Origin of the sequence: Pseudomonas sp. EYE_354, assembly GCF_023148575.1 — a bacterium.
Lineage (GTDB): Bacteria > Pseudomonadota > Gammaproteobacteria > Pseudomonadales > Pseudomonadaceae > Aquipseudomonas.
Genome location: NZ_JAHXNQ010000006.1, coordinates 125025 through 148472, shown reverse-complemented (window position 1 = coordinate 148472; position 23448 = coordinate 125025). Strand labels below are relative to the sequence as shown.

At 61.5% G+C, this 23448-nt stretch carries 23 protein-coding genes; 13 read left to right on the top strand and 10 right to left on the bottom strand.

Annotated elements, in window-relative coordinates; all coding sequences use genetic code 11:
* Positions 1-7 precede the first annotated feature (7 nt).
* From hpaD to hpaI, 5 genes are read left to right on the top strand one after another with little or no spacing between them, the layout of a single operon-like run.
* The gene (hpaD, locus tag KZX66_RS10485) at positions 8-865 is read left to right on the top strand and encodes a 3,4-dihydroxyphenylacetate 2,3-dioxygenase (RefSeq protein ID WP_248079085.1); all 858 of its coding nucleotides are present in this window, start codon (positions 8-10) and stop codon (positions 863-865) included.
* Between the two features lie 45 nt (positions 866-910).
* Positions 911-1303, top strand: a complete 393-nt coding sequence (locus tag KZX66_RS10480) for a 5-carboxymethyl-2-hydroxymuconate Delta-isomerase (RefSeq protein ID WP_248079082.1) — start codon at positions 911-913, stop codon at positions 1301-1303.
* Positions 1304-1354: 51 nt separating this feature from the next.
* Positions 1355-2659 carry an MFS transporter gene (locus KZX66_RS10475; protein WP_248079079.1) on the top strand — a complete coding sequence of 435 codons (1305 nt, stop codon included), beginning with the start codon at positions 1355-1357 and terminating at the stop codon, positions 2657-2659.
* A 12-nt stretch (positions 2660-2671) separates the two neighbouring features.
* On the top strand, positions 2672-3475 hold the full coding sequence (hpaH, locus tag KZX66_RS10470; RefSeq protein ID WP_248079078.1) for a 2-oxo-hept-4-ene-1,7-dioate hydratase: 804 nt from the start codon (positions 2672-2674) through the stop codon (positions 3473-3475).
* Positions 3476-3488: 13 nt separating this feature from the next.
* Entirely contained in the window at positions 3489-4292 is an 804-nt protein-coding gene (gene hpaI, locus KZX66_RS10465) for a 4-hydroxy-2-oxoheptanedioate aldolase (RefSeq protein WP_248079074.1), read from the top strand.
* A gap of 95 nt (positions 4293-4387) precedes the next feature.
* On the opposite strand, the gene hpaR is transcribed toward hpaI, so the two are convergent.
* A complete protein-coding gene (hpaR, locus tag KZX66_RS10460) occupies positions 4388-4810 on the bottom strand; it encodes a homoprotocatechuate degradation operon regulator HpaR (protein ID WP_248079071.1) in 423 nt (140 codons plus the stop codon).
* Between the two features lie 239 nt (positions 4811-5049).
* Here hpaR and KZX66_RS10455 point away from each other — a divergent pair, with 239 nt between their 5' ends.
* From KZX66_RS10455 to KZX66_RS10430, 6 genes are all read left to right on the top strand, one after another.
* Positions 5050-6348: an FAD-binding oxidoreductase gene (locus tag KZX66_RS10455; protein ID WP_248079068.1), complete on the top strand. Its 1299-nt coding sequence runs from the start codon at positions 5050-5052 to the stop codon at positions 6346-6348.
* Positions 6349-6379: 31 nt separating this feature from the next.
* Positions 6380-6745, top strand: coding sequence for a cupin domain-containing protein (locus KZX66_RS10450; RefSeq protein ID WP_248079065.1), 366 nt, complete (start codon positions 6380-6382; stop codon positions 6743-6745).
* Between the two features lie 57 nt (positions 6746-6802).
* A complete protein-coding gene (locus KZX66_RS10445; protein WP_248079063.1) occupies positions 6803-7462 on the top strand; it encodes a LuxR C-terminal-related transcriptional regulator in 660 nt (219 codons plus the stop codon).
* Positions 7463-7547: 85 nt separating this feature from the next.
* Positions 7548-8369, top strand: a complete 822-nt coding sequence (locus tag KZX66_RS10440) for a molybdenum cofactor biosynthesis F family protein (RefSeq protein WP_248079060.1) — start codon at positions 7548-7550, stop codon at positions 8367-8369.
* On the top strand, positions 8362-9162 hold the full coding sequence (locus KZX66_RS10435; RefSeq protein WP_248079058.1) for an SDR family oxidoreductase: 801 nt from the start codon (positions 8362-8364) through the stop codon (positions 9160-9162). The genes KZX66_RS10440 and KZX66_RS10435 overlap by 8 nt, the downstream gene beginning before the upstream one ends.
* Complete coding sequence (locus KZX66_RS10430; RefSeq protein ID WP_248079055.1) at positions 9155-9925, top strand: SDR family oxidoreductase; 771 nt, start codon at positions 9155-9157, stop codon at positions 9923-9925. Before KZX66_RS10435 ends, KZX66_RS10430 begins: the two co-directional genes overlap by 8 nt.
* A gap of 76 nt (positions 9926-10001) precedes the next feature.
* On the opposite strand, the gene KZX66_RS10425 is transcribed toward KZX66_RS10430, so the two are convergent.
* The 4 genes from KZX66_RS10425 to KZX66_RS10410 form a co-directional block, all read right to left on the bottom strand.
* Positions 10002-10604 carry a TetR/AcrR family transcriptional regulator gene (locus KZX66_RS10425; protein ID WP_248079052.1) on the bottom strand — a complete coding sequence of 201 codons (603 nt, stop codon included), beginning with the start codon at positions 10602-10604 and terminating at the stop codon, positions 10002-10004.
* Between the two features lie 15 nt (positions 10605-10619).
* Positions 10620-11582 carry a transcriptional regulator FeaR gene (gene feaR / locus KZX66_RS10420; protein WP_248079050.1) on the bottom strand — a complete coding sequence of 321 codons (963 nt, stop codon included), beginning with the start codon at positions 11580-11582 and terminating at the stop codon, positions 10620-10622.
* Between the two features lie 116 nt (positions 11583-11698).
* On the bottom strand, positions 11699-12319 hold the full coding sequence (locus tag KZX66_RS10415) for a DUF3156 family protein (protein WP_248079048.1): 621 nt from the start codon (positions 12317-12319) through the stop codon (positions 11699-11701).
* Positions 12264-13763 (bottom strand): APC family permease, encoded by a 1500-nt coding sequence (locus KZX66_RS10410; protein WP_248079046.1) that lies wholly within the window; start codon positions 13761-13763, stop codon positions 12264-12266. Before KZX66_RS10410 ends, KZX66_RS10415 begins: the two co-directional genes overlap by 56 nt.
* Before the next feature lie 290 nt (positions 13764-14053).
* On the opposite strand from KZX66_RS10410, the gene KZX66_RS10405 reads away from it, so the two are divergent.
* The gene (locus tag KZX66_RS10405; RefSeq protein ID WP_248079043.1) at positions 14054-15382 is read left to right on the top strand and encodes an alginate export family protein; all 1329 of its coding nucleotides are present in this window, start codon (positions 14054-14056) and stop codon (positions 15380-15382) included.
* A 33-nt stretch (positions 15383-15415) separates the two neighbouring features.
* On the opposite strand, the gene KZX66_RS26375 is transcribed toward KZX66_RS10405, so the two are convergent.
* From KZX66_RS26375 to KZX66_RS10385, 3 genes are all read right to left on the bottom strand, one after another.
* Complete coding sequence (locus tag KZX66_RS26375; protein WP_282445890.1) at positions 15416-16387, bottom strand: methyl-accepting chemotaxis protein; 972 nt, start codon at positions 16385-16387, stop codon at positions 15416-15418.
* 228 nt (positions 16388-16615) lie between these two features.
* On the bottom strand, positions 16616-17548 hold the full coding sequence (locus tag KZX66_RS10390) for a p-hydroxyphenylacetate 3-hydroxylase reductase component (protein ID WP_248079041.1): 933 nt from the start codon (positions 17546-17548) through the stop codon (positions 16616-16618).
* Positions 17549-17605: 57 nt separating this feature from the next.
* On the bottom strand, positions 17606-18775 hold the full coding sequence (locus KZX66_RS10385) for a p-hydroxyphenylacetate 3-hydroxylase oxygenase component (RefSeq protein WP_248079038.1): 1170 nt from the start codon (positions 18773-18775) through the stop codon (positions 17606-17608).
* A 263-nt stretch (positions 18776-19038) separates the two neighbouring features.
* Here KZX66_RS10385 and KZX66_RS10380 point away from each other — a divergent pair, with 263 nt between their 5' ends.
* Positions 19039-20526 (top strand): aldehyde dehydrogenase family protein, encoded by a 1488-nt coding sequence (locus KZX66_RS10380; protein ID WP_248079035.1) that lies wholly within the window; start codon positions 19039-19041, stop codon positions 20524-20526.
* Positions 20527-20683: 157 nt separating this feature from the next.
* Here the strand turns inward: KZX66_RS10380 and KZX66_RS10375 are convergent, their stop codons facing one another.
* The gene (locus KZX66_RS10375; protein ID WP_248079034.1) at positions 20684-21061 is read right to left on the bottom strand and encodes a fe2+ zn2+ uptake regulation protein; all 378 of its coding nucleotides are present in this window, start codon (positions 21059-21061) and stop codon (positions 20684-20686) included.
* A 68-nt stretch (positions 21062-21129) separates the two neighbouring features.
* Positions 21130-23364 carry a TonB-dependent siderophore receptor gene (locus KZX66_RS10370; RefSeq protein ID WP_248079031.1) on the bottom strand — a complete coding sequence of 745 codons (2235 nt, stop codon included), beginning with the start codon at positions 23362-23364 and terminating at the stop codon, positions 21130-21132.
* Positions 23365-23448 lie beyond the last annotated feature (84 nt).

Genomic DNA, 23448 nt, shown 5'->3' with positions numbered 1-23448 from the left:
AATCATCATGGGCGAAGTCGTCCTGGCGGCGAAAATCTGCCACGTTCCCTCAATGTACCTGTCGGAGCTGCCTGGCAAGCACCACGGCTGCCGCGAAGCGGCGATTGCCGGGCACAAGGAGATCGGTCGGCGCGCCCGCGAGCTGGGCGCCGATACCGCCGTGGTGTTCGACGTGCACTGGCTGGTCAACAGCGCCTATCACGTCAACAGCGGCGAGCACTTCAAGGGCATCTACACCAGTAACGAACTGCCGCACTTCATCAAGAACATGGCGTACGAATACCCCGGCTGCCCGGAGCTGGGCGAGCTGATCGCCGCCGAGGCCAACGCCGCCGACGTGCGCACCCTGGCGCACAACATCCCGAGCCTGGAGCTGGAATACGGCACCCTGGTGCCGATGCGCTACATGCATATGGGCGTACCGGGCGAGCAGACATTCAACGTCGTTTCGATTGCCGCCTGGTGTGCCTGGCATCGCCTGCAAGACAGCTTCACCTTCGGCGCCGCCGTGCGCCGGGCCATCGAGAAGAGCGACCGCAAAGTCGTGGTGCTGGCCTCGGGGTCGCTGTCGCACCGTTTCTCCGACGACCGCAATGCCGAAGCCAATATCCATAACTGGACGCGCGAGTTCGACAAACAGGTCGACCTGCATGTGGTGGAACTGTGGCGCCAGGGCCGCTGGAAAGAGTTCTGCGCCATGCTCCCGGACTACGCCGAGCATTGCTTTGGCGAAGGCAAGATGCACGACACCGCCATGCTCCTGGGTCTGCTCGGCGGGCCGGACTACGACAAGCCGGCCGAGATCATCACCGCGCCTTTCGGCAGCTCGGGCACCGGGCAGATCAACGCCATTTTCCCTGTTTGACCGCATGGCCGCGCGGCATCCCCGCGCGGCCTGAAGGAGCCGTTCATGCCTCACTTCATTGCTGAATACACCGACAACATCGAACAGCAGGCAGACCTGCCGGGCCTGTTTGAAAAAGTCCACGCCAGCCTGGGCGCCAGCGGCGTGTTTCCCCTGGGTGGCATCCGCAGCCGTGGCGTGCGCCTGGACACCTGGCGCATGGCCGACGGCAAGCATGACTACGCGTTCGTGCACATGACGTTGAAGGTCGGCCATGGCCGCGACCTGGCCACACGGCAGCACATCGCCGAGCGCCTGTTCGAGGTCATCACCCAGCACTTCACCGAGCTTCAGGCCCAGCGCCTGCTGGCCTTGTCGTTTGAAATGATCGAACTGCACGAGCAGCTCAACTTCAAGCAGAACAACGTGCATGCGTTCCTCAAGGCGCAGGTCGGTTAAGGCGCCCTGCCCGTTCACACCCTCGGCCTCTCAGATAAAAAGTATAAAACCATGAGCACAGCCCATACCGCCGACAACCTCGGCCAGGTCGTACGCGACCGTACTCACAGCACCATCACCTGGCGGCTGATGCCGTTGTTGCTGATCTGCTACCTCTTCGCCCATCTTGACCGCATCAACATCGGCTTCGCCAAGATGCAGATGAGCGCGGACTTGAATTTCAGCGACACCGTCTATGGCTTCGGCGCCGGCCTGTTCTTCGTGGCCTACGCGCTGTTCGGCGTGCCCAGCAACATGGCCCTGGACCGAGTGGGCCCCAGGCGTTGGATTGCCACGCTGATGGTGGTGTGGGGCGTGCTGTCGACCTGCATGTTCCTGATCGACAGCGCCATGGGCTTCTACGTGCTGCGCTTTTTGCTGGGCGTGGCCGAGGCCGGTTTCTTCCCGGGCATCCTGGTGTTTCTGAACCGCTGGTACCCGGCCGGTCGCCGCGCGCAGGTCACCGCCTTGTTTGCCATCGCGGTGCCAATGGCCGGGGTGATCGGCGGCCCGCTTTCCGGCGGGATCCTTGAACACTTTCACGACCTGGGCGGACTGCGCGGCTGGCAATGGATGTTCGTCATCGAAGGCGCCCCCGTGATTTTGCTCGGGCTGGTGGTGCTCAAGTGCTTGCCGGACAGCTTCGAGACGGTCAAGTGGCTGGCGCCGGAACAGAAGCAACACCTGCGCGAGCAACTGCACCGGGAAGAACATCGCAAATCGATCACCTCGTTCTCCGCCATTCTCAGCAACCCGCAGGTGTGGCTGCTGGTGGCGGTGTACTTCGCGGTGATGCTGGCAGTCAACACCCTGGCGTTCTGGATGCCGACGCTGATTCACGGCGCCGGCATCGGCAGCGACGGCAAGGTCGGCCTGCTCAGTGCGGTACCGTACCTGGCCGGGTGTTTTTTCATGATCGGCTGTGGGCGCTCGTCCGACCGCCACCGTGAACGCCGCTGGCACCTGTGCGTGCCCTTGCTGATGTCGGCCGCCGGCATTGCCATCGCCGGGCTCGCCCCCGCCAACCCGGCCGTGGTGCTGGGCGGCTTGACTCTCGCCGGCATGGGCGCCAGCGCGGCGTTGCCGATGTTCTGGCAACTGCCTCCCGCGTTCCTCTCCAATAACACCCAGGCCGCCGGGATCGCCCTGATCAGCTCGTTCGGCAGCATCGCGTCATTCTTCGCGCCCTACCTGATCGGCTGGATGCGCGACACCACCCAAAGCGCCAGCCTGGCCCTGTACGTCCTGGCGTTGCTGATTGCTCTTGGCGGCTTGCTGGTGCTGCGCACCCGGGCGGCCATCGTCAACCCTCAATAAGAGACTCTTGCCATGCTTGATCAATCGCTCATTTTGCAAGCCGCCGCGCGCCTCGACCAGGCCGAACGTTCACGCGAGCAGGTGCGTCAGTTTTCCCTCGAACACCCGGCGATCACCCTCGACGACGCCTATGCCATCCAGCGCGCCTGGGTCGCGCAAAAAATCAAGGACGGGCGCAAGCTGGTCGGCCACAAGATCGGCCTGACCTCACGGGCCATGCAGGTCTCGTCCAACATCACCGAGCCGGATTACGGCGCGTTGCTGGACGATATGTTCTTCGATGAAGGCACCGACATCCCCTTCGAGCGCTTTATCGTGCCGCGCGTCGAGGTGGAACTGGCATTTATCCTGGGCAAACCGCTCAAGGGTCCGAACGTGACGGTGTTCGATGTGCTCGACGCCACCGAATGGGTGATCCCGGCGCTGGAGATCATCGATGCGCGCATCCAGCAGGTCGACCCGCACACCAAGGCGACCCGCAAGGTGTTCGACACCATTTCCGACAACGCCGCCAACGCCGGCGTGGTCATGGGTGGGCGGGCCGTACGCCCCACCGAGATCGACTTGCGCAAGGTACCGGCGGTGCTCTACCGCAATGGCGTGATCGAAGAGTCCGGCGTCTCCGCCGCCGTGCTCAATCACCCGGCCAAGGGCGTGGCCTGGCTCGCCAATAAACTGGCCGCCTATGACGTCACCCTGCAACCTGGACAAATCATCCTGGGTGGCTCCTTCACCCGTCCGGTGGCGGCCAACCCTGGCGATACCTTCCATGTCGATTACGACATGCTGGGGTCGATCGCCTGCCGATTCGTTTAACGGGAGAGCACTCATGGACATGCCTATCAACACCTTCAAACGTCGCCTGCGCAGCGGTGAAACCCAGATCGGCCTGTGGCTGGGCCTGGCCGATGCCTATTGCGCGGAACTGGCTGCCAATGCCGGCTTCGATTGGCTGCTGATCGACGGCGAACATGCACCCAACAGCCTGCGCGGCATGCTCGGCCAGCTCCAGGCCGTGGCGCCCTACCCCAGCCATCCAATAATTCGCCCGGTAATCGGCGACACCGCGTTGATCAAGCAAGTGCTCGACATTGGCGTACAGACCTTACTAGTGCCCATGGTGGAAAGCGCAGAACAGGCGCGGGAACTGGTGAAAGCCATCCACTATCCGCCCAAGGGCGTGCGTGGTGTCGGTAGTGCGCTGGCCAGGGCTTCACGCTGGAACAGCATTGCCGGTTATCTCGACAAAGCCGACGAGCAAATGTGCCTGCTGGTGCAGATCGAAAGCCGCGAGGGCTTGGCCAACCTGGATGCGATTGCGGCGGTGGAAGGCGTCGACGGGGTGTTTATCGGGCCGGCGGACCTGAGCGCCTCGATGGGCCATCGCGGCAACCCCGGCCACCCTGAGGTGCAGGCGGCAATCGAAGACGCCATCGCGCGCATCCGCAATGCCGGCAAAGCCGCCGGCATTCTCAGCGCAGACCAGGCACTGGCGCGGCGCTACATCGAACTGGGCGCGGTATTCGTGGCGGTGGGCGTTGACACCACGGTGCTGATGCGCGGGCTGCAAAGCCTGGCGGCGGCCTTCAAGGATTCACCGGCACCTGCCAGCGCGGCCGGCGCTATCTATTAGTGCGAACGAAAAGTGAACTGTAGAGACGGAGCCCTCCTGTGCCGGGGACTCCTCGTCACAGGCTTATGACCGGCATTGCAGCCGGTACCCATGGTTCAGCGCTTGAGGGTTTTCAGCTCATTGAGCAAGGTCAGCAACGTCTGCAACTTCTCCTCGCCAAACTCCGCCTGCAAGCGCTGGTAATTGGCTTCCATGCTCTGGCTCATCGAGTCGAAACAGGCTTGACCCTTCTCGGCCAGCCGCACCAGCACGCGGCGTTGATCCTGCTGCGCTTTGCGCCGTTCAACCATGCCCGCAGCTTCCATGCGTACCAGCACCCCGGTCATGCTCGGCTTGAGGATGCACGCCAGCTCGGCCAGGCGGTTGATCTCAAGCTCATCGTGCTGGCTCAGGATACGAATGACCCGCCATTGCTGCTCGGTCAGTCCGTGTTGATTGAGCGAAGGACGAAAAAAACCCATGGCGGCTTCACGCGCATGGAGCAAAGTGAGGGTCAGGGATTGGCGCGGTTTAGACATGGGCGGCTGCGTCGTAATTAGTTAACAGATTAACAACATTCTAGCATTGGCAATTGTTCCCCGTGTGCGGCTTTACCGCGCGGCCGGATTCGGGACTGAGTATTGGCAGCCACGGTCAAGCGCGGCGGCACACAGAATCAAGACACCTACCGCTCGGAAGGCACCTAATGTGTCGCAACAGGCACAGAGCTTCTTGTCGGCTCTGCAGTGAGTTTCCCTTCACTTTTCCAGGCTGCGCCATGATCAATATCGAAACGCCGACCTACTACTCGGCAACCAAGAAATACAATCTCAGCTTCCCCACCCTCGAACAGGACGTGGAAGCCGATGTCGTGGTGATTGGCGGCGGTTTCTCCGGCATCAACACCGCACTGGAACTCGCCGAAAAAGGCATCACCAATATTGTGGTGCTCGAAGCGCGCTACCTGGGCTTCGGTGGCACGGGCCGCAATGGCGGCCAGATCATGGCAGGGATCGGCCACGACCTGGAAAAGATCAAGCAACAAGTGGGCGACGAAGGCCTGCGCCAGATTTTCGAAATCAGTGAGCTGGGCGCCGGCATCATCAAGGATCGCATCGCCAAGTACTCGATCGACGCCGATTTCTGCCACGGCTACGGCTATATGGGCTTCAACGCCCGCCAGGAAAAAACCCTGCGCGCCTGGGAGAAGGACTTCAAGTCGATCAACACCCAGGACGAAATCCGCTTTATGGCGGGGTCCGAGGTCAAGCAGATCATTGGTTCCGACGCCTATACCAGCGCGCTGCTGCACATGGGCGGCGGGCACGTGCACTCGCTGAACCTGTTGCTGGGCGAAGCCAAGGCCCTGGCTGGCCACGGTGTGCGCATCTTTGAGCACAGCCCGGCGCTGGAAGTCAGTTATGGCGAACGTATCACCGTGCGCACCGGCCGAGGCTCGGTCAAAGCCTCCAAGTTGCTGTGGGCCTGCGACAGTTTCCTCAACAAGCTGGAACCGGAACTGCACAAGACCACAGTCAATACCTATGCCTTCCAGTTGATGACCGAGCCGTTGCCAGAGGAGATGATCAACCGCATCAGCCCGATACGCGGCGCCTACAGCGATATCCGGCCGGTGATCGACTACTACCGGGTCACCAACGAAAACCGCTTGCTGTTCGGTGCCGCCACGCCTTTCGTCGAACACATCCCGGCGGACCTCAAAGCCTGGAACCGCAGCCTGATGCTGAAGATTTTCCCGTACCTCAAAGACGTCAAGATCGACCTGGCGTGGGGCGGGCCGATGGCGACCGGGGCCAACCTGTTCCCGCAGATCGGCACGCTCAGCGGTCGCCCGAACGCCTTTTATGTCCAGGGCTACGCAGGCTTCGGGGTCACGCCCAGCCACATCATCTGCAAGGTCCTGGCCGAAGGCATGAGCGAAGGCTCGTCGCGCTACGACCTGATCAGCGCGGTCAAACATGCGCAGATCCTCGGCAAGGACCATATCCGCCCGCTGCTGCTCACGGCCGGCAAAAGCCTTCATCAACTTTCGGGCTACTTCAACGGTCGCCGTTGAGCCCAGCTGTTTCATTCACAGGAGAACTGTCATGTCCGTTACCACCCTGAAGAAAGACATCCAATTATCGGACCTCGATACCTGGGGAACCGTTGCCGACCTCGGCTCCGAGATCCTCGAAGGTGAAGTCAAAGCCTTTGGCAAAATGACCTTCGGAGCACCGACCGACGCCGTCAGCAGCGCTTATTTCGGCACCACCCAGGGCAAGTTCCGGATGGTCTACCCGTTCGCCGAACACGCCACGGTCGTCACCGGCGAAGTGCAATTGACGGACGAAAGCACCGGCCAGAGCGCCCGCTACAAGGCCGGCGATAGCTGGTTCGTGACCAAGGGCACACCGGTGTTGTGGGAGGTGGTGAGCGAAAGTTTTGTGAAGCACTATTTCGCGGTAGTCTGATTACTCCCCTCTGCCGGCTTCGGCCGGCAGCGTTTGTTCCGGCGCAGGTGACTGACCATGCACGCCATCCCCACTCAGGAAGTCGCCGGCCATTGCCTGCAGGCTTTCACTCAATTGGTGCCTGCCAGCAAGGCAGCATTCTATTGCGTCGACCGCCAGCTGCAAGCGCGTGATTTCAGGCTGCAAGGCATGAGCAGTGAGATGCACCGCGACTACCTGGACAACTACCGCCAATTCGACCCATTGCAACCGCGCAATTGCCTGTCCAGCGGGCTGGCGGTGGTGCCCCTGGGTTTCGCCATGGCCCGCCAGTCCATGCGTGACAGCCGCCGCTATCAAGACTTCCTGCAGCGCTACGGTGTGGTCGATGTGGTGGAGATCGTCGCCCATCGCGCCGACCAGCCCCAGGCGGCTATCTCCTTGCTGCGCACGACGGAACAAGGGGTGTTTACCCCAGACCAACTGGCTCAGCTCAATGCCTTGCAGGCGTTGCTGCAAATGGCGGTGGTCAATATGCAGCCTTGCGACGATGCACTGGCCGGTCTCACGCCCAAAGAGCGTCAGATTGCCTGGTTATTACGTCAGGGCGCGAGCAACAAGCAACTGGCCCAGGAACTGGATGTCGGCCTGCCCACCATCAAGACCCACCTGATCCACCTGTTTCGCAAAACCGGTGTGACCAGCCGTACCGAACTGGTCGCCGCGCTGTTTCTTTAAGCTGCCTCAACCCTTTGGTTGATAGGCGCGCCAGGTCGCCAACCGCATGATCCGGGGTGTCCATTCCCTCAACCGGAGCCATGCAATGACTACCTCATCCGACTGGATCACCGTAGGCGCCCTCGCCGATGGTTTTGCCCCCGACGCGTTTATCCTGCCCAACCTTGCCGACCTCAACGGCAAGGCCTTCACCCTGCACTTCGCCAACGGCTGGCAGATCGAGCATCGCTTCGACACCGAACAGTTGCACTGGCACGCCGCCGACGGCCGCTCCAGCGGCTCGGCCGTCTACCGCGCCACCTCGGTACGCCCGGGCCTGTACCTGGTTGATTTCATCAAGCATGAAGCCGGCCAGGCCTGGTCGATCAGCCTGGTGCTGGACACCACCACGTCGTCGTTCACCGCCGTGATCGGGCGCATGCCGGACCGCGAACATACCGAGCAAGGACTCTACAGCCGCGCCCTGGCCGGCAAGGCCCTGACCTCGGTAGAAGTAGATTTCCTGCACGGCAGCCTCGATCAAGCCTGGCAGCCCGGCCTATGCCCGCACGCGCCCACCCAGGAACTGACCGGCCTGCGCAACCTGTATCGCTACAGCCCCAGCGAAGTCTACGAGCACATCTACCTGAACGATCAGTTCTATGCATGGCAGTGCCTCAAAGGCGTGGAGCAGGGCCTGTGCGATACCGATCGCTGCCACTACTACAAGATCGCCGATCAGCTGTACCTGTTTGTCTGGCGCGAAAAGATCATCCCGACCCTAGGCCTGGTGCTGATCGACCTGCAACAGCACCGCAGCGACGGCAAGATCTTCGGCTATGCCGGTGCGTCGTTCGATGAGCTGTCGAACTTTCCGGTCAGTTCCTACTGCCAAGTGCTCAACCGCACGGAGTATCCCGATGCCTGATCCACGCACCGTTGTCATCACCGGTGCCGGCACGGGCATCGGTGCCGCCTGTGCGCGATTGTACGCGGCCGAAGGCGCCAACCTGGTGCTGATCGGCCGGCGACGCGAGCCGCTGGAGCAGGTTGCGCAGGACAGCGGCGGCCTGGTGCTGGTGGGCGATGCGGCCTGCCCGGCCACCTGGGAGGGTTTCGTCGCGCAGATTGGTCAACGCTACGGCCGCCTCGATGTGCTGCTGGCCTGCGCCGGTGGGCATGGCGTGGGCAACGCCACCCAGACCAGCCCACACACTTGGGAGGCGGCCTTGCGCAGCAATCTGGACAGCGCGTTCTACAGCGCTCGCGCCTGCCTGCCGCTACTGATCGAAAGCGCTGGCAATATCGTGCTGCTCGGCTCCATCGCCTCGCTGGCCGCCGGACCCGAAGTATGCGGCTACACCACCGCCAAGCATGCGCTGCTCGGGCTCAGTCGCTCGCTGGCGCGGGATTACGGCCCACGCGGCGTTCGGGTGAACGCGGTGTGCCCGGGGTGGGTTACTACGCCGATGGCCGACCAGGAAATGCAGCCGTTGATGAGTTTCCATGGCGATACTCTGCAGCAAGCCTATGCCCGCGTGTGCGCCGACGTTCCGTTGCGGCGTCCCGCCAGCGCCGAAGAAATCGCCAAGGTGTGCCGCTTCCTGGCCAGCCCGGATGCCGCGATCATCACCGGGGCCAGCGTGGTCGCCGATGGTGGCTCGAGCATCGTCGACGTGCCCACACTGGCTTACGCCCATATGGAGCGTGCACATGCCTGAAGACTTGGATTTCAGCGGCAAAAGCGTGCTGGTCACCGGCGGCGCGCAAGGCATTGGCCGAGCCATCGTCGAAGCGTTTGCGCTGCGTGGCGCACGCGTGATGGTCGTTGACCTTCTCCGACCGCAGGCCCGGGCGTTGGCCGAGGAATTATCGGGACGTGGGTGTCAGGTCGAAGCCATCGAGCTTGATCTGGCCGATGCGACGGCAGTATTCGACGCGATCAAGGGCATCGAACGAGACTGGGGGCGCCTGGATATCCTGGTGCACAACGCCGGTTATTTCCCGCTGACTGCATTCGAGCAGATCACCCCCGCTGTGCTGGAGCGCACGCTGGCAGTCAATCTCTGCGCGCTGTTCTGGCTGACCCAGGCCGCGTTGCCGATGTTTCAGCGTCAAGGTGGCGGCTGTGTGTTGGTCACCTCCTCGGTCACCGGGCCACGGGTCGCTTATCCGGGGCTCAGCCATTACGCGGCGTCAAAGGCAGGGGTCAACGGGTTTGTCCGCAATGCCGCATTGGAGCTGGCCACTTACCAGGTGCGCGTCAACGGCGTCGAGCCGGGGATGATTGCCACGCCTGCCATGGATAACCTGGGCGACAGCCAGGTCAATGCCGACATCGCCAGCCGCGTGCCGCTGGGACGGCTGGGTGCCGCTCAGGATATTGCCGGGGCGATGCTGTTTCTGGCGTCGGATCTGGCAGCTTATATCACCGGGCAGACCATCGTGGTGGATGGCGGCTCGACGTTGCCTGAGGTGAAATGACCTCTGTCGGCATGTAAACCGGATCAACTGTGGGAGGGCGCTTGCCCCTCCCACATATTGATCGTGGTGCATCCGTTCAATAGCGCTCGACTCCTTCAAGCAGCGACAGTGAATCACTGAACACCCGCAACAAGGCCGCAAGTCGTTTGACGTAGCCATGGGGCGTTGAATAGATCAGCTCCACATGCAAGCTGTCGACGATGCCCAGGTAGGCGTCGCCAAATACTTCAAGTGCGTCGGGTGGTACCGTCCTGTACCGCCCTTGCGCGGCGCGCTGAAAGTCTTGGCGAATGCTGGCCAGATAAGCCTCGAATCCTGCCGTAATGACGCTGCGAATTTGCGCCGGCGGAAAGTACGCTGTGCGCAACAGGAAGCGCAAGTGCGCCGACCCTTCATAGCGCCCACTCAATCGCTCAAGGTGCAATTGCCCCGGCACACGGGTGTGGGCGGTTTCGTCCTTGAAGCACTGCGCGATGTACTGGTGTTCATGGGCCAGGGCAATCTCGAAAACCCTCTGAAACAGCGCGTTCTTGCTTACAAAATGCGCATACAGCGACGCTTTGCGCATGCCCGCCCCGACCGCGATTTCGTGCAGCGATGAGGCGTCGTAGCCATGGGCGGCAAAGTGTTCGACCGCGACTGCGCAAATGTTATGGGCCGACAGCGTTAGCGGTTTCATTGACAGACAGACACCCTACACAGCACCGACCGCTTGCTGCAGATGAGTGGAACGAAAATCCTTGGGCGACAGCTCGAATTGCTTTTTGAATGAACGGCTGAAGTGCGCAGAATCGGTGAAGCCCCACTTGTAGGCAATCGAGGTGATCGACTCGCTCTTGAGGAAGGGGTTGGTCAGGTCGTCCGCGCTGCGTTTGAGCCGCGCACGCTGAATGTAGCGACAGACGCTGTCGTCCTGCTCTTCAAACAAACGGTACAAATGCCGCACTGAAATGTTCAAACGACTGGCCAGGCCCACCGGACTCAGACCGGGTTGGGTCAGGGACTCGTCGATGATTTTTTGCACATAGCTGCGCAGGTTACTACCCTGCAAGGATGCAGTGCCGTCGCCCGTGGCGTCATGCAGTTCAAAGGCTGAACCGAGCAGGGAAATAAACGCCGCTTGCAGCGCCTCGGCCTCTTCAATCGAATCCTGCCCTTCCAGGCCCTCGCGGCACAGCTGATCCATTAACACGTGGAGCATGCGCCCACAGGCCTTGCTCGAAGAGATCTTGCCGAAGGTTTTCGAGGCGCTGCCCAGCTGCTTGCACACTTGATTGCGCGAGAGTGACAAAGAGGCATGTTCGATAAGGCCGAAGGGGCTGATCTCGATCGAACCCGTGGAATCCATCAGTAACATCTCGCCGGGGGCCAGCTGAATGACCTGGCCATTCTGGGTGATCTGGCAATAGCCGCTGCGCTGGCTGACGAGGAAGCAATGCTGGTCCATATCGTGATCGGCATTGGGTCGCTCGCGCTTGATCAGGCCGGCATTGGTACGCAGGTTGGCCAGTGACAGGTCGCCGCGGGAGTGCTTGGAAACCTCACCGATGAACAGTGAACGGTTGAAGGCCAGTTCCGTGTCGAAATGACCGCACGCCGCTCGCAGATCCTGAGTCCAGGTTTCCAACCCACAGTGCGCAGACTGATAAGTGCTCATGGCATCTCCACAATGGTTTCTTGTTTTTGTCGGCCAATAGTTAACATGTTATCTATATAGGCGCAACAAGTGCGTGATACCGACTGTAGAAGCACTAATGATGCCAATTCCTCAACTCAAAGGGCGCCCAATACCCGCTGTAAACCTGCGAGGACCGTCAGCAACCCGGCTCGCTGCGCGCCGCTCAAGGGGATGTAGCGCCGGAACGCCGGCATGCGGTTGACCACCTCGCTACCGCCCATGTGTTCAAGCCGCACGTGCCATTGCTGCCCGCTCAAATCGAGGTGCAGGCGCTTGAAGTCCAACCCCATCAAGGCTTGATGCAGGCTGGGATCGTCGTTCAAGGCAGCCTGGAGCCTGGCCAGCAAAACCGGCGCTCCTGCCCGTTGCCGACAGGCCAGCCCCGTGCGTCGAATCGACCCGCTGTGGTGCAGTTCAAAGCGCGCACTGCCCCGCTCTGAGGCGGGCACCGTGAACATGAATTCGGTCATGACCAGGTGCATCAGCAATTGCGCTTCGGTGCGCTCGGCAACATCGACCTGAAGACCGATGTCCTCCAGGCAAAACCTTGCCTGGGCGCGCCCCGTCGAGGCGAAACTCGCCAGCCCAAGATTACGCCGTACGTACTCAAGCGTGACCCCCGGCCGGTAACCGGCCGGGGCCCGTTGGGCGCTGAACAGCTCAGACAGCTTTTGCAGCCTGCTCGAGATAACGGTTGTGAGGGTTGCCAGGCTCATGGGAGAACTCCTTGGCCAGCACTTCTTCTACCGAAGCCGGCTTGAATGGATTGACCTTCTGTACCACCAGTGTCCAGAACAGCGCGTATGAAGCCGTGATTCCGAGCATCACCCCGAACGGCACATAAATGTCCGCTGGATTCATGCCCGGCGGGGTAATGAACCACATGCCCAGCAAGATACCGACGCTGGAAAGAATCTGTGGCAACGGGAAAAACGGCGAACGATAGGCCCGTGGCAGATCCGGACGACGAATGCGCAGGATCACCACCGACAGCGTCACCAGCAGGTATGAGAAGCTCCACGCGCACACCGCCGCCAGCACCAGGTGCATGATGTTGTCGGTGTTGCCGCCTAACCACAGGGCATACAGACACGGAATCAGCATCGCCACCAGGATGCACAGCAGCGGCGTCTTGAAGCGCGGGTGCAAATAAGTGAAGACCCTGGGCAACGCACCGTCCACCGCCATGCCGTAGAGAATCCTCGGCACGCCCGCCATGAGCGTGTTAATGGTGGCGGCACCGGCAAACAGGAAACCGATCCCCAGCCACAGCGGGCCAATATCCCCCATGACCTGCTGGGCAAAGCGTGGGATTGCCATGGGTGTGTCGAGCAGGTGCACGCCGGTCGCGGCATCCAGCACCACGTTTTCCACCTGGCGCTTCATCGCGGCGCCGTAGATAAACATGCAGGCGGCCACGCTCAACAAGCCGAAAATCATGGCCTTGGGCATGACCTTGGCCGAATTGCGCAAGTCCGGGGCCAACGGCGTGACGAACTCGCACCCGACGAACATGAACATGGCCATGCCCACCAGCGACAGAATGGTGATCAGGTCGGTGCCCACCAGCGACACGCCGAACCAGCCCTCCAGTTGCACCGCCGGTGCCGCGATCAGGCCGAGCACGCCGAACACCATCAGGGTCGTCCACATGCCAAAGGTCAGGATGATCTCGGCCCTGCCGAAGGCGCTGACGCCAAAGGCATTAAGAATGCCGAACACCACGACGAACCCTACCCCCAGCAACCATGAACCGCCGGCAGACTCCGCCAAGGTATTGAGGTGCTCAAAGTTCACCAGCGCCATGACCCCGGACAGAATCGTCTCGGCGGTACCGGCGAACACATGCACGATCAGGTACGCCGACAACGTGCCGGTGATCGCAAAGAAACGGCCCATGCCGCAATTGATGTAGTCGTAGACCGAGCCGGTGGTCGGCAGGATCGAGGCGGCTTCGGCGAAGGTGGTCGCCTGGGCCAACATCATCACCACTGCAATCAGCATGGCCACCGCGAAGGCGCTGCCGCCGATACCGAAGCCCATGGTTGCGGTGAGAATCACCGGGCTGGCCATGATCAGGCCAATAGTGCTGGCCAGCGCGGTCGGAAACCCGACGCTGCCCCGTTTCAAATGCTGTGTGAGCCGGTCATTGATCGACATGGTGCGGATCCTCGAAAGCGGATTTCTGATTGGATGCATCGAGCCGTACAAGGAGCTGGCGATAATGCCCTCCCCAGCCAGTCCCTGATCGAAACGGCATCGTGCGCAAATCACTGTGCACCTCCCGAGCGCCGATCGTCTTGCCCATGTCTGCCGTGGCTTTTGTTGCTGCCTGCCAAGGCATACGGGTTGGCGGGCAGGATCAATTGCGTGGCACGCAGATGAAAGACTTCCCACGCCTGCGGTCATCTTAATGCGCCCTGGACCTAACCATGCTGGGGAATATAACAATGGAACACACACTGAAACCACGCACGCTGTCCTTAGCCGTCGGGCTGGGAATCGCGTTGTTGATCGGCCATTCGTCGGCCCAGGCCTATGCGTTGTATGCCGACGAGGACACCCACCTGAATGCGGACTTCCTGGCGGTATACGGCCTGTTCAACAGCCGCCACAACTACGACGGCACAGCGGGTGGCTCGACCTGGCGCGAAGGGTTCATCAAGTATGGGGTAAGCGGCGACCAGGGCCTGGCCGGGTACGGCACCGCATATGGCGCGCTCAATTGGGTCAGCTCCGGTACCTGGGGCGATGGCGACGCGGCGGGCAACACCGATGGCAGCGAACGCACCACCAAAATCGAAGACGCGTACCTCGGATGGCGATCGGCCGACCTGTTCCCGGCGCTGGGCAAGGACGGTGTGGATTTTTCCGTCGGTCGCCAAGTGGTCAAGATCGGCCGGGGGTTCCTGATCAACGACGACGGCCCCAACCTGGGCAAAGGCCCGGCTGACGGCGCGCTGAACCGAGGCGGCGCCTATTACCTGGCGGCACGCCACGCCTTCGACCGCACGGCGGTGCTGCGTCTGGGCGGGCAAGAAGGCCTGCACGGTTCGGTGCTGTGGCTCAAATCGGACAACCGCGCCCAGGCTGAAACCGAACTGGCGGCGGGCACCCTCGACTACACGGCCGCAGCCGGCACGCTGGGCTTGACCTGGGTTCACGGCATGAACGTCACCGACCAGTGGGCCAGCGACTTCCAGAAACAGCGCGAGGGGCTGGACACTTACAGCCTGCGCGGCGAAGGCAGCGCCGGTATCGACAACGCCAGCTTCGCCTTCGAATACGCCTGGCAGGACAAGGACGCAGGGCCGGAAAAAGCCTGGTACGCCGAGGCCGGCTACACCTTCGCCGATGTCAGTTGGTCGCCCAAATTGACTTACCGCTACACGCGCTATTCGCAAAAATGGGACCCGCTGTTCACCGGACTCAGCACCGGCTACGGCACCTGGTTCCAGGGTGAAGTCGCCTCCAACTATGCCGGCCCGTTCAACAGCAACACCGGTATCCATCACGTCGGCCTCAAGGCGACGCCCCTGGAGAACCTGACAGTCGGCGCGCTGTACTTCGACTTCAATACCCTGCGCAAAAACGATGCGTTGAACCTCGACGCCCGGGAACTGGACCTTTACGCCGAATGGGCGGTCAACAGCCACCTGATCATCAGCCCGCTGGTGGGCATTTACCAACCCAAAAAGGATGCCGACAGCGGCGGTAACCAGGTGGGTGGCAACGGCACCAACCTTTACAGCCAATTGACCGTGGCTGTGCCCTTCTGACCGGTTTGAGGAGCTGCGCGGCGCAGCTCCGTCCTAGCGTTCGTGCTGATGCAGCATCGTCTGGATCTGATGAGTCGCCTGGCGGGTGTTTTCCGCCAGCTTGCGCACCTCATCGGCGACCACCGAAAACCCACGTCCAACCTCGCCGGCTCTGGCCGCTTCAATGGCGGCATTCAAGGCCAGCAAGTTGGTCTGGTCAGCGATGCCCTTGATCACACTCACCACCGTGGCGATTTGGCCGTAGGTGGCCTGATTGTGTTCGAGCAACTGCTGATGAGTGGTCTTCGCCGACTGCTCATCGCTGATGTCCCGTACCGCGCCGAGCACCCGCGTCAGACAGCCCTGGGCATCACGCACTGCCCGCCCCCGCTCGCGACACCAGATGTAATCCCGGGTCTTGTGGCGCATCCGGTATTCAACCACGTACTCACCGCTGCCTTGGGGCGCAAGGATTTCCCGGTCGAAGATCGCCATGATCTTCGGCAGGTCATCGGGGTGGGTAATGCTGACCTGCGCGTCCCAGCCGTCGGGCAACTCATCGGGCGCGTAGCCCAGGAGCAGGCGGAACTGATTGAAAATCCGCATGCGACTGGCGGGGTCTTGCACGTTACCGTTGACCACGGTGATGTCCCAACAGCCCTCAGTCATGGTGCAGAGCAGCAGCTCCCAGATCTGCGTCTCGTGTTGATGCGCAAGGGCGCGCTGCACATGCTCACGCAACTCGGCTTCCAGCGCCTGTTCACGCTGCCCGGCCTGCTGCAGTTGCTGGCGAAGCACGGCAAGTGCCTGTTCGCTGCGCGCCCCTTGGGCAGCCTGGTCGCGGGCTGACTGCTCGGCCAACAGCAACTGCCGCACAGCTTGCGCACGTTGTGTGGCGAGTTGCTCCAGGTCGGCCTGCAGCGGCGGATAAGCTTGCAGCGCGTGAGTTTGCAACACCTCACCAGCCAGCAGCTGCTTGAGGACGGCGGCAAGCTCCTGCATCGGCTGTTTTTTCTTGAAGAACATCGGCGTGGCCCTTCTGATCGAGTCGAAACCGCGGATCTAATCGCAAACCGAGCGCGCTTGATTGTACGAGCCTGCAATGCGCTTGCGCGTGGCTGCCACAAGCGAAAAGTCATATGTGGCGAGTGAGATTGCTCCCGTTGGAGTGCGCAACAGCCCCATTGTTTTTAGGGCCGCTACGCGGGCCAGCTGGAGCAAGCTCCCTCGCCACAGGGATATTGACGCAGGCAATCAGCAGTGGCTGATCAGCTGCTTCAACACCGTCTTGAAGGTTTCGATCTGGTCCTGGCTGAACGCGGCGAACACCTTATCCTGCTGCTCGCGAGCGATAGCCCAGAGGGCTTCAGTCTTTTCGATACCCGCAGCGGTCAGGCGCACGCCGTGTTCATCATCGTCGACCAGCCCCTTGCGCTTGAGGTTGGCCACGGCGTCATCGATTTCCCGCACCGGCATCGCCACTTCCCGCAACAGGTCACTGGCGCTCAGGCGGGCGTCGTTCTCCAGCACCATCAGCATCCGTGCTTCGTTGGTACGTAGGCCGGTGGACAGTTGCCGGGGCTGGTAGCTGGACTGGTAGGCGCGCACCGCCTGGGTCATCAGGTAATAGAGGTTGTGGCTCAGGCGGCCCTGGAAGTGGCTGCTCGGCGGTTGGCTTTCGTCACGCTTGGTCATGCGCGTATGGGGCAAGACCATGGAGTAGGCGCCCTGATGGTAGAGCAACGGCGAGCGGCCGAAATCATCGAAGGCCACCACCTTGCCGATCATGATCCAGTGATCGCCGCCGTCGACCTGCTGATATTTTTCACAGTGAAAACGTGCCGAACAATCGGCGAACACCGGCGCCCCGCCCTCCCCCGGTTCATAGGCTATCTCGGCGAAGCGGTCGTCCCTGGGCCGGGCAAAATTGTTCGAGAGGTCGATCTGGTCGGCCGCCAGTACGTTGACCGCGAAATGGCTGGCCTCCTCGAATACGCCGTGGCTGCTGGAACGTTTGTCGATGCTCCACAGCACCAGCGGTGGGTCCAGGGACACCGAGTTGAAACTGTTGGCGGTAACACCCACTTTGCGGCCGGAGCCGTCGGCGGCGGTGACCACGGTCACGCCCGTGGCAAAGTTGCCCAGAGCCCGACGAAAGGCGCGTGGGTCGAAAGTCGATTCAGACATACAAGACTCCTGGGCTGCGTCAGGCGCAGCCCTGATTGTTGTTTTAAAAAAGCGCGTTCAGATCATGCTCGGATCGGGCTCCAGGCCCATCAACTCGCGGCCGAGGATCTGTGCACAGACGTCGTAGTCGGTGTAGGCGTGTGCACCGGTCATGTGCGAGTCGCGGAACAAGCGCTGCATCTCGTTGTGCTCGAACCAGGCATTGCCGCCGGCGGCTTCGAAGAGACGGTCCACCGCCTGGATGCACATTTTGGTCGCGTAGGCCTGGTTGGTGCGCCAGAACGCCAGGGTTTCGCGACTGGGGTAACGCTGCTGTTCACTGTGTTCGGCGTGTTCGTTCCAGGTTTTTTCGAGAAAGGCGCGCGCGGCGGCCACCTGGTGGGTGGACTCGGCCAGGCGCATCAACGCCGGGGTCGCGGCACCGACTGCCGCCCCGGTATAGGCGCGCACGCGGGTCTTGGTTTTTTCGCGGAACACCTCGATCATTCGCTCGGCGATGCCCAGGCTGACGGTGGAAAAACCGCTGGCAAAGTAAGGCCGGTACGGCGAATAGAAGATCTTGCTGTCGGGGTACAGCCCAAAGCCTGCGGACTTGCCTTCCATCATGTCCTTGGCTTTCTGAATGCGGTGCTCCGGCACCCAGGCCTTGTCGATGATCAACGTCTTGGTGCCGCTGCCTTTCATGCCGGCGGCAAACCAGTCATCACGGATCCGGTAGTCGCTGCGCGGCAGCACCGCGAAGCAGTAGTCCTGGGTGCCTTGGGCGTTGTTGCGGCGAAACCCGACGATCGCCCACTCAGCGTGATCACAGCCGCTGCTCCAGCCCATTTCACCGCTGAACAACACGCCGCCCTCAACTTCCTCGGTGCGCCCGAACGGCGCGATACTGCTGCTCGCAGTGGCATTCGGGTCAGCGCCCCAGACTTCCTGCTGCAGTTGGGCCGAAAACAGCGCCAATTGATGGCTGTGGGTACACAGCAGGCTCATGGCCCAGGCCGTGCTGGCGCAGGCCCCTGCGAGCAAGGCGATGCAGTCGGCAAACTGCGGCAGCGACAACTCCATGCCGCCGAACACTTTCGGCTGAAACACACGGTGCATGCCGATGCTCTTGAGCAGCGCAATATTCTCGGCCGGCACCTTGCGGTCCTGCTCGGCCACACCGGCATTAGCGGCGATGGTCGGCAGGATGAACTTGAGGTCTTCGAGGAGCGGGTTTGGCTTTTTCATGGATGGCCCTGCTTATTATTGGATGTCCGGGCACCGCTATAAATCGAGGCATGGCGCCGGATGCAGGGCCAGTATGGAGCGCGCCTTGCTGCCAGAACATGCACCTTCCAGAGTCAAGATTGTACTTTTCAAAGGCTCAGGCGGGTCCTCCATGCACCGGCGCTGGCAGCCACAGACATGCCGCTCGGCAGCCACAGTCAAGCCCGTTCCGGCCACGGGGATTAACCTCAGGCTTTTAAATGTCTGCCACCAGGATCCTCCCCATGAGCGATATCCCACTGCTGCCCCAGGTTGAAGCCTTCCTCCGTCGACACCACGCATTGTTCATCGACGGTGGCTACGTCGAGAGCCATTCCGGCCAGCGCTTGGAGGTGATCAACCCGGCGACCGGCCAGGTCATCGCCGGCGTCGCCGACGCTGACCCGGCCGACATCGACGCGGCCGTGGCGTCTGCGAGCCGCGGCTTCAAACAGTGGTCGCAGGTCGCACCGGCGGTGCGCGGCAACGTACTGCTCAAGCTGGCCGACCTGCTGGAGCAACACCGCGAAGAACTGGCGCAGATCGAAACCTGCCAGTCGGGCAAGATCATCCAGATTTCCCGCGCCTTCGAAGTCGACCAGGCCGCGCACTTCCTGCGTTACTACGCCGGCTGGGCCACCAAAATCAGCGGCCAGACCATCACCCCCTCGCTGCCCTCCTTCGCTGGCGAGCGCTACACCGCGTTCACCCTGCGCGAGCCGGTCGGGGTGGTGGTCGGCATCGTGCCGTGGAATTTCTCGACAATGATCGCCATCTGGAAACTCGCTTCGGCGCTGGTGACCGGTTGCAGCATCATCATCAAGCCCAGCGAGTTCACGCCACTGACCATCCTGCGCATCGCCGAACTGGCGATTGACGCCGGCCTTCCCGCCGGTGCGCTGAACGTCTTGACCGGCGGCGGCAGCGTCGGCAAAGGCCTGATCGAACACCCCGGCACCGACAAGGTGTCGTTCACCGGCTCCGTGCCGACCGGCATTGCGGTGGGCCAGAGTGCCATGGGCGCCGGGCTGACCCGAGCCACCCTTGAGCTGGGCGGGAAAAACGCGGCCGGGTTCCTGCGCGATGTGGACCTGGACAAGGCCGTCAACGGCATCATCGAAGCGGGCTTTTTACACTCCGGGCAAATCTGCGCCGCTGCCGAACGCTTCTTCGTGCATCGTTCGCAGATCGCGGCGGTCATGGACAAACTGGCCCAGCGCCTGAGCACGCTGAACATCGGCTCGCCCCTGGATGAGCGCACCGAATTCGGCCCGGTCACCAACCGCCAGCACCAACTCAAACTCGGCGAGTTTTTCTCCAAGGCCCGCGCTGAAAACAACACCATCATTCACGGTGGCAACCTGATCGACCGTCCCGGCTGCTACGTCGAGCCGACGATCATCCTCGCCAACAGTGTCAACGACACCCTGCTCAACGAAGAGACCTTCGGCCCCATTGCCACGTTTTTGCCGTATGACAGCGAAGAAGAACTGCTGGCCTTGATGAACAACACACCCTTCGGCTTGAGCGCCAGTCTCTGGACCAACGACCTGGGCAAGGCCCTGCGCATGGTGTCCGCCATCGAGGCTGGCACGGTGTGGGTGAACATGCACACGATGCTGGACCCGGCGGTGCCGTTTGGCGGCAAAAAAAGCTCGGGGGTAGGCCGCGAGTTCGGCAGTGCCTTCATTGATGATTACACCGAGCTGAAGTCGGTGATGATTCGCTACTGATGCCAGGGGTGGCCTGCCGATGCGTACGCTATCGGTTTCCAGAAGACGGATCTAATGCTGAAATTAAACGGCACTTTTTCTGACGAGTACGGGAATAGCGCAGCACTCATGTCGACAGGCCTCTTCGGACAAAGAGGCCAATACTCAAAAACACCTTTCAGCCCTCCATCGGTTGCTTCAGCTTCGCCCAGGCTTCATCGGTGATCCGGTAGCCCTTACCGGCCTGAAGCAGGATCACTCCCTCCTCGCCCAGGCGTTTTAGTACTTCGCGTACGCTGACGAACGTCATTCCGGCCGACAGCGATACCAGACAGGCATGCACCTCACTGGCGTAAACGCCACGCCCGTCCAGCCTGGCGGCGACCAGTGCACTGAGGACTTTGAAACGCAGCAGACTGGCACGCAACCCATATAAATGCAGCAATCGACGGATGCTTTGATTGGGGCTGCGATCACCTATGAACGCCAACTGATCGGTCGCCGTCAGTAACGGTGACGGTGCGTTTGCGGCCGCTGAGCCTGAGTTGTTCAACATGCGAATACCCCCTTCGAACTATTCAGGTGGGGTCGCTACATCGGCTGTAGCAACCCCTCCTGTCGTCATCAGAAGTCGACGCTGGCCGACAACTGCAAGGTCCGTGGGGAGCCAGGAGAGAATGCGCCGTACGAAGCAACGCCCGACCAGTACTCACGATCAAACACGTTCTGCACGGTGGCGCGGAATGTGGTCGGCCGGCCTTCGATCTTGGTGGCGTAACGCGCGCCGGCATCGAAGCGGGTCCAGGAATCCAGCGACTGCGTATTGGCCTGATTGACGTATTGGCTGTCGGTGTAAATGGCGCCACCGGTCAGGGTGAAGCCTTCGAGCCATGGGGTATCCCATTCGGCCCAGAGGTTGGCTTGCACGTCCGGCACACCCACCGGTTTGTTGCCACGGTTGGCCGCCGTTGCCGAATCGGTCAACTTGCCGTCGAGCAGGGTCACGCCACCCATCAAGCGCGTACCCGGCGCGACTTCGCCGAACATGCTCAACTCAACGCCCCGGTTGCGTTGTTCGGCCTGCACCGAGAAGATGTTTCCGGCGCCGGTTTCACCGCTTGGCTTCTCGATCTGGAACAACGCCAGCGTGGTCATGAACGTACCGTGTTCATATTTAACGCCCAGTTCATGCTGCTTCGATTCGTACGGGGAAAACGTCTCGCCGGCGTTGGCCGCCGTGCCTGGCGCGGTGTCACCTTTGCTCAAGCCTTCTACATAGTTGTAATAGAGCGAGACATCTTCCCAAGGCTTGACCACCACGCCGACCAGTGGAGTCGTGGCACTGGCGTTGTATTTCGAGCTGACCGATCCTGCGGCGTTGTAGTTGCGTGACTCAATGTCCTGGCGACGGATACCGAGGGTCAACTGAAAGCGGTCATCCAGCATGGATAAGGTGTCAGTCAGCGCGACACCGGACAGGTCGGATTCGGAAATGCGCAGCACCTTCGGCGAATTGATGGATTGCTTGGGCGCATCGACCGGGTGATAGATGTTCGAAAGAACTTCAGTGCCGTTGTTGATGCCTCGGGACAGTTCATCCTGGTACTGGGTCGCCATCAGCGTGGTCGTGTGGGTGATCGGCCCTGTCGCGAACACGCCGCGCATGCCGACATCCGCTGTCGAGCGATCGACGTTGAATTTGTAGTAACCCGGTGTGTTGCTGGTATCACCAGCCGCATTGAGGATTTTGGGCACTTGATCGGACATGCGCTTGACGTCCGATTTGCCGCCGCCGGCATGGGCAAATACCGTGACCGTGTCAGTCAGATCATATTCGCCCCCAAGCAAGGCAGACTGCTCCTTGGTGTCGGACCAGCCCCAGTCCTGCGGCAGGTTGGTGCGTCCATTCGGTGCGGACGGCACCTCTACACCCGGCGCGACGGTGAATGGTCGCGACGCTGCGTCGAAGCTTTCTTTCTGACTGATGTAATCCAGGTTCAAGCGTAAGCGTTCGCCGCGATAATCGAGGGCAATCGCACCGATACCCAGGTCTCGATGTTGATCATCAATGGCGGTATCGCCGCCCTGCAAGTTACCGTTGAAGCGCACGCCAAACTGATTTTCCTCGCCGAAGCGCCGACTCAGATCCAAATGGCCGCCGACCTGAGAGTCCGAGGCGTAACTGCCGGTAAAGCGGGTCAGGTCTTCATCCAGAGGGCGTTTGGGAACGATGTTGATGACGCCCCCGACGCCACTGTTGGGCGAAATGCCGTACATCAACGCGCCCGGCCCCTTGAGCACTTCAACACGTTCGGCGTACTCGGTGAACACCCGGTAGTTCGGGGCAACGCCATACACGCCATCGAACGCCAGTTCGCCGAGGTTGCCTTCACCGATCGGGAAGCCTCGGATGAAAAACGAGTCGACGATCCCGCCCGTCTGGCCGGTGGAGCGCACCGAAGGATCACGCTGCAGCGCGTCGGCTACGGTCACGGTTTGCAGGTCGGCAAGGGTCTTGGCGGTGTAACTGGTGACACTGAACGGCGTGTCCATCACATCCTTGTTGCCCATCATGCCCAGCCGTGCGCCACGTGCTACCTGGCCGCCGGCGAAGGTTTCCGGCAATGCCGTCGGGCCGTTGTAACGGGCGTTGACGGTGGTCGTGTCGAGGGTCAGCGCATCCGTGCTGTCACCGGTCTGCGGTGTGGCCGCAGTGTTCGAGGTCTCGTCGGCAGCAACGCTGCCTTGCTCTGGGGCGGCGGCCCAGGCGCTCCCCGCGACCAGAACGAAATTCAACATGGCGGCGCGAATGGCGAGTGTTAACACGCGCTCACCGCAAGGACGAGTGACAACAGGCATGACGTGAGGATCCTTTTCATAAAGGGAAAATGGTAATCACTCCTATTGCCAGTCGACCCGCAAAAAAGTATCACTCGCTGAACA

Coding starts and splice junctions, on each gene's coding strand:
- KZX66_RS10455 (WP_248079068.1), top strand. CDS start 5,050: ATGATCAATATCGAAACGCCGACCTACTACTCGGCAACCAAGAAATAC.
- KZX66_RS26375 (WP_282445890.1), bottom strand. CDS start 16,387: ATGTTCTTCAAGAAAAAACAGCCGATGCAGGAGCTTGCCGCCGTCCTC.
- hpaI (WP_248079074.1), top strand. CDS start 3,489: ATGGACATGCCTATCAACACCTTCAAACGTCGCCTGCGCAGCGGTGAA.
- KZX66_RS10375 (WP_248079034.1), bottom strand. CDS start 21,061: ATGTTGAACAACTCAGGCTCAGCGGCCGCAAACGCACCGTCACCGTTA.
- hpaH (WP_248079078.1), top strand. CDS start 2,672: ATGCTTGATCAATCGCTCATTTTGCAAGCCGCCGCGCGCCTCGACCAG.
- KZX66_RS10415 (WP_248079048.1), bottom strand. CDS start 12,319: ATGAGCCTGGCAACCCTCACAACCGTTATCTCGAGCAGGCTGCAAAAG.
- KZX66_RS10410 (WP_248079046.1), bottom strand. CDS start 13,763: ATGTCGATCAATGACCGGCTCACACAGCATTTGAAACGGGGCAGCGTC.
- KZX66_RS10430 (WP_248079055.1), top strand. CDS start 9,155: ATGCCTGAAGACTTGGATTTCAGCGGCAAAAGCGTGCTGGTCACCGGC.
- KZX66_RS10380 (WP_248079035.1), top strand. CDS start 19,039: ATGAGCGATATCCCACTGCTGCCCCAGGTTGAAGCCTTCCTCCGTCGA.
- KZX66_RS10370 (WP_248079031.1), bottom strand. CDS start 23,364: ATGCCTGTTGTCACTCGTCCTTGCGGTGAGCGCGTGTTAACACTCGCC.
- hpaD (WP_248079085.1), top strand. CDS start 8: ATGGGCGAAGTCGTCCTGGCGGCGAAAATCTGCCACGTTCCCTCAATG.
- KZX66_RS10475 (WP_248079079.1), top strand. CDS start 1,355: ATGAGCACAGCCCATACCGCCGACAACCTCGGCCAGGTCGTACGCGAC.
- hpaR (WP_248079071.1), bottom strand. CDS start 4,810: ATGTCTAAACCGCGCCAATCCCTGACCCTCACTTTGCTCCATGCGCGT.
- KZX66_RS10405 (WP_248079043.1), top strand. CDS start 14,054: ATGGAACACACACTGAAACCACGCACGCTGTCCTTAGCCGTCGGGCTG.
- feaR (WP_248079050.1), bottom strand. CDS start 11,582: ATGAGCACTTATCAGTCTGCGCACTGTGGGTTGGAAACCTGGACTCAG.
- KZX66_RS10390 (WP_248079041.1), bottom strand. CDS start 17,548: ATGTCTGAATCGACTTTCGACCCACGCGCCTTTCGTCGGGCTCTGGGC.
- KZX66_RS10385 (WP_248079038.1), bottom strand. CDS start 18,775: ATGAAAAAGCCAAACCCGCTCCTCGAAGACCTCAAGTTCATCCTGCCG.
- KZX66_RS10445 (WP_248079063.1), top strand. CDS start 6,803: ATGCACGCCATCCCCACTCAGGAAGTCGCCGGCCATTGCCTGCAGGCT.
- KZX66_RS10450 (WP_248079065.1), top strand. CDS start 6,380: ATGTCCGTTACCACCCTGAAGAAAGACATCCAATTATCGGACCTCGAT.
- KZX66_RS10425 (WP_248079052.1), bottom strand. CDS start 10,604: ATGAAACCGCTAACGCTGTCGGCCCATAACATTTGCGCAGTCGCGGTC.
- KZX66_RS10435 (WP_248079058.1), top strand. CDS start 8,362: ATGCCTGATCCACGCACCGTTGTCATCACCGGTGCCGGCACGGGCATC.
- KZX66_RS10480 (WP_248079082.1), top strand. CDS start 911: ATGCCTCACTTCATTGCTGAATACACCGACAACATCGAACAGCAGGCA.
- KZX66_RS10440 (WP_248079060.1), top strand. CDS start 7,548: ATGACTACCTCATCCGACTGGATCACCGTAGGCGCCCTCGCCGATGGT.